This window comes from Streptomyces sp. NPDC053432, assembly GCF_055585365.1.
Map to the genome: position 1 here is coordinate 1 of NZ_JBVJKF010000054.1, position 3,386 is coordinate 3,386.

Here is a 3,386-nt window from a genome sequence, read left to right on the forward strand (position 1 = left end):
TCGGCGTCAAGCTCACCACCCTGCGCCCGGAGCAGGCCGCCTACATCGGCGTCAAGGTCGAGGGCCCGTACAAGCCGGACCACTACCGCTACTGATCCGAGCAGCGGCAGCGAGCAGAATGTGAAGCAGGCCCCCGGCACGTGTGCCGGGGGCCTGCCCCGTACGTCCCCGTTCCGACAGAAGTGTGCGCACCATGCCCCGCGGCCGCTACTCGCTCCATGACCCGCACGACCACAGCCCCCTGGGCGAGGAGCACTTCCACTGCGCCCCGGGCCCCTCCGGCTGGCGCTACGTCTCCCAGCTCACCGCACCGGACGGCGACCACCGCGGTTCCGTCGACCTGGCCATCGACGAACTGGGCCGCCCGATCCGCCTCGAAGTGAACGCCGCGAGCTGGCAGGTCCGCGGCGCCGCCATCGACGGGGTCACCTGGGTCCGCACCGACCCCACGGGAGCCGAGGCCACCGAGGGCAACGTCCGCGCCCCCGGATTCACCGGCACCTCCCCGGCCTTCCTGATCGCCACGGCCCGGCTGCTGCGCCTGGCCCCCGGCGGCCCCGCCACCCGCGTGCGCCTCGTCGCGCTCACCGACCCGGTCCTGGCCCCGCGTACGGTCGACCAGGCCTGGGCGCTGGTGCGGCGCGAGGAGCACCCGACCGACAGCGGCCCGCTGCTGGTGGACGAGTACCAGGTCAGCGCCCTGGACACCGGCGAGGTGCACACGATCCACATCGCGGGGGACGTGGTCCTCTCGGCCCCCGGCATCGAACTCGAACACCTGGAGACCCCGCCCTCCACGTTCGACGCGAACGAGAGCGACGAGGAAGACGAGGAAGCGGACTAGGCGGGCGGCGCGAACCCGCCGGCCCGCGGGGCCGGCGTCTCGGCGGGCGCAACGGGAGCCACCGGCGCCACGGGGGCCGCCGGCGCGGGATCGACAACGGGCACCGGTCCGGGCCCGGGCACAGGCATGAATGCCGGCCCGGGCACGGGAGCAGGGCCGGGCGGGAAAGCAGGCCCGGGCGTGAAAGCCGGCGCGGCCATGGGAGCCGGCCCGGGCCCGGCGGGCCGGAACGCCTTCGCGGCATCCCGCGCCTGCCGCTCGTGCACCACGGCCATCAGGAACGCGGCAGCCGGCACCCCGGCGGGCGCCGGAGCCCCCGTCCGCGCGACCAGATCGTCCGCGAGCCGCGCCGCCATCGCCGCCCCCACCTGCGGGTCCAGCTGGTGCATCCGCGTCAGGTACTGGCGTATCGCCATCCACAGCCCCTCGGGCACGGCCGAGAGGTCCAGCCCCGCGAACCGCCCCGCCAGCCACGGCGGCGGCGGGGGCACCGGCATCACCCGCGCCGCGGGCACCCGCTCGCGTATCACCAGCGTGCCCGCGAAGACGTCCCCGAGCCGCCGGCCCCGCGCCGACACCAGCGAGGCGATGCACGCGACGGATCCGACGGTCGCCAGCAGCTCGATCACGCCCATGGCACCGCGAACCAGTGCGTGCCGGAAGCGGATCGGCCCGCCGTCGTCCCGCACCACCCGCAGCCCGCAGGCGAGCTTGCCCAGCGACCGCCCGTGGCTCAGCGTCTCGATCGCGATCGGTACGCCGACCAGCACCAGTACGAAACTCGCCACCACCACGGCGGCCTGCGCGGCCGGGTCGAGGGAAGCCGTCGCGTAGGCCAGCCCGATCACGATCACCGTGTACCCGGTGAGGTACACGAGCAGATCGAGGACGATGGCCAACGCCCGGCTCGGCAGTCGCGCGGGGCGCAGCCCCAGAACTACCGCGTCCCCCGTCACCAGATCGCTCACCACAGCACCTTTCGCGTGACCTGCCCCATCCCCACGGACGTCCAGTCTGCCAAGCTGAACCACGCGAGGAACAGGCAGTGTCAGGGGACCAGGGGCAGGGGAGCGGCAACCGTATGGATCTCGACGTCTTCGTGACGGCACACCGCGGGGAATGGAACCGCCTGGAACAGCTCCTGGGCCGGGGCCGCCGCCTGACCGGCACCGAGGCCGACGAGCTCGTCGCGCTCTACCAGCGGGTCTCGACCCACCTCTCCCTCATCCAGTCCAGCGCCCCCGACCCCATGCTCACGGGCCGCCTGACACAGCTGGTCGCGCGCGCCCGGGCCACGGTGACGGGCACCCGCCGCGCGGGCTGGCGCGACGCGGCCCTCTTCTTCACGGCGGGCTTCCCGGCGGCGGTCTACCGCAGCCGCCGCTGGTGGATACCGACCGCACTGATCTCCACGGCGGTCGGCGTGCTCATCGGCTGGTGGATAGCCACACACCCCGAGGTCCAGTCGGCGATCGGCACCCCGGAGTTCCTGAAGGAGATGACACAACCGGGCGGCGAGTACGAGACGTACTACTCCAGCCACCCCGCGGCCTCCTTCGCCGCGCAGGTCTGGACGAACAACGCCAAGGCGGCGGCGATCTGCCTGGTCCTGGGCGCCTTCCTGGGGCTCCCGGTCCTGGGGATCCTCTACGTGAACATGCTGAACCTCGGCGTGGGCCTCGGCCTGATGGCCGCCGCCGGCCGCCTCGACGTCTTCCTCGGCCTGATCCTCCCGCACGGCCTGCTCGAACTGACCGCGGTCTTCGTCGCCGCAGGGACGGGCCTGCGCCTGGGCTGGACGGTCATCGACCCGGGCCCCCGCACCCGCCGCACGGCCCTCGCGGAACAGGGCCGCGCCGCCCTCGGCATGGCCATCGGCCTGGCGGTGGTCCTGTTCGTCTCGGGCCTGATCGAAGGCTTCGTCACCCCGTCGGGACTCCCCACCTGGGCCCGCATCGGCATCGGCGTCGTCGCCGAGGCGGCCTTCCTCGCCTACGTCTACGTCCTCGGCGGCCGCGCCGCCCGCGAGGGCGAGACCGGCGACGTGGAGGCCGCCGACCGGACGGCGACTCTCCCGACCGCAGCCTGATGTGCATCGGACCCCCCGGAGCTGCTAGTCTCCTGAGGTCCCGGAGCGGGTGTTGACACATCCGCGACGGGGAGGTAGATTCTAACGGTTGCCTCGAACTGGACAAGTTCGGCAGCGATGGTTCATAATCTTTCTCGCCCCCACTTCGAAATCGAATTCGATCGGGGCACAACCGTCTCTTCATTCGGGAATCCGAAGCCGGTAAATCCGGTGGAAAACTTCTGATAGAGTCGGAATCGCTGGAAAGGGAAACGCGAAAGCGAAAACCTGGAAAGCGCCGAGGAAGTCGGACACGAAAGAGTCTGATAGAGTCGGAAACGCAAGACAGCAGAACGAAAGCCCGGAGGAAAGCCCCAGTCAGTGTTGCTGAGGGTGAGTACAAAGGAAGCGTCCGTTCCTTGAGAACTCAACAGCGTGCCAAAAATCAACGCCAGAAGTTGATACCCCGTCCAC

The 3,386-nt window shown here is 71.2% G+C and carries 5 protein-coding genes; 3 read left to right on the forward strand and 2 right to left on the reverse strand.

Annotation, left to right across the window (positions count from 1 at the left end; genetic code table 11):
* Nucleotides 1–95 (forward strand): adenosylhomocysteinase (locus ACZ6Y1_RS37450; protein WP_351857368.1); only part of this gene is annotated, 95 nt, incomplete at its 5' end.
* Between the two features lie 98 nt (nt 96–193).
* Complete coding sequence (locus ACZ6Y1_RS37455) at nt 194–844, forward strand: hypothetical protein (protein ID WP_469640653.1); 651 nt, start codon at nt 194–196, stop codon at nt 842–844.
* Here the strand turns inward: ACZ6Y1_RS37455 and ACZ6Y1_RS37460 are convergent.
* Nucleotides 841–1,812 (reverse strand): RDD family protein, encoded by a 972-nt coding sequence (locus ACZ6Y1_RS37460; RefSeq protein ID WP_469640646.1) that lies wholly within the window; start codon nt 1,810–1,812, stop codon nt 841–843. The two genes, ACZ6Y1_RS37455 and ACZ6Y1_RS37460, sit on opposite strands and share 4 nt — an antisense overlap.
* 113 nt (nt 1,813–1,925) lie before the next feature.
* Here ACZ6Y1_RS37460 and ACZ6Y1_RS37465 point away from each other — a divergent pair, with 113 nt between their 5' ends.
* Entirely contained in the window at nt 1,926–2,933 is a 1,008-nt protein-coding gene (locus ACZ6Y1_RS37465; RefSeq protein WP_469640648.1) for a stage II sporulation protein M, read from the forward strand.
* A 122-nt stretch (nt 2,934–3,055) separates the two neighbouring features.
* Here ACZ6Y1_RS37465 and ACZ6Y1_RS37470 read toward each other — a convergent pair.
* A partial coding sequence (locus ACZ6Y1_RS37470; protein WP_469640651.1) for a hypothetical protein occupies nt 3,056–3,386 on the reverse strand: 331 nt, incomplete at its 5' end.

What these genes read in the sequence shown, in the direction of transcription:
- ACZ6Y1_RS37455 (WP_469640653.1), top strand. Translation starts at nt 194, where the DNA reads ATGCCCCGCGGCCGCTACTCGCTCCATGACCCGCACGACCACAGCCCC.
- ACZ6Y1_RS37465 (WP_469640648.1), top strand. Translation starts at nt 1,926, where the DNA reads ATGGATCTCGACGTCTTCGTGACGGCACACCGCGGGGAATGGAACCGC.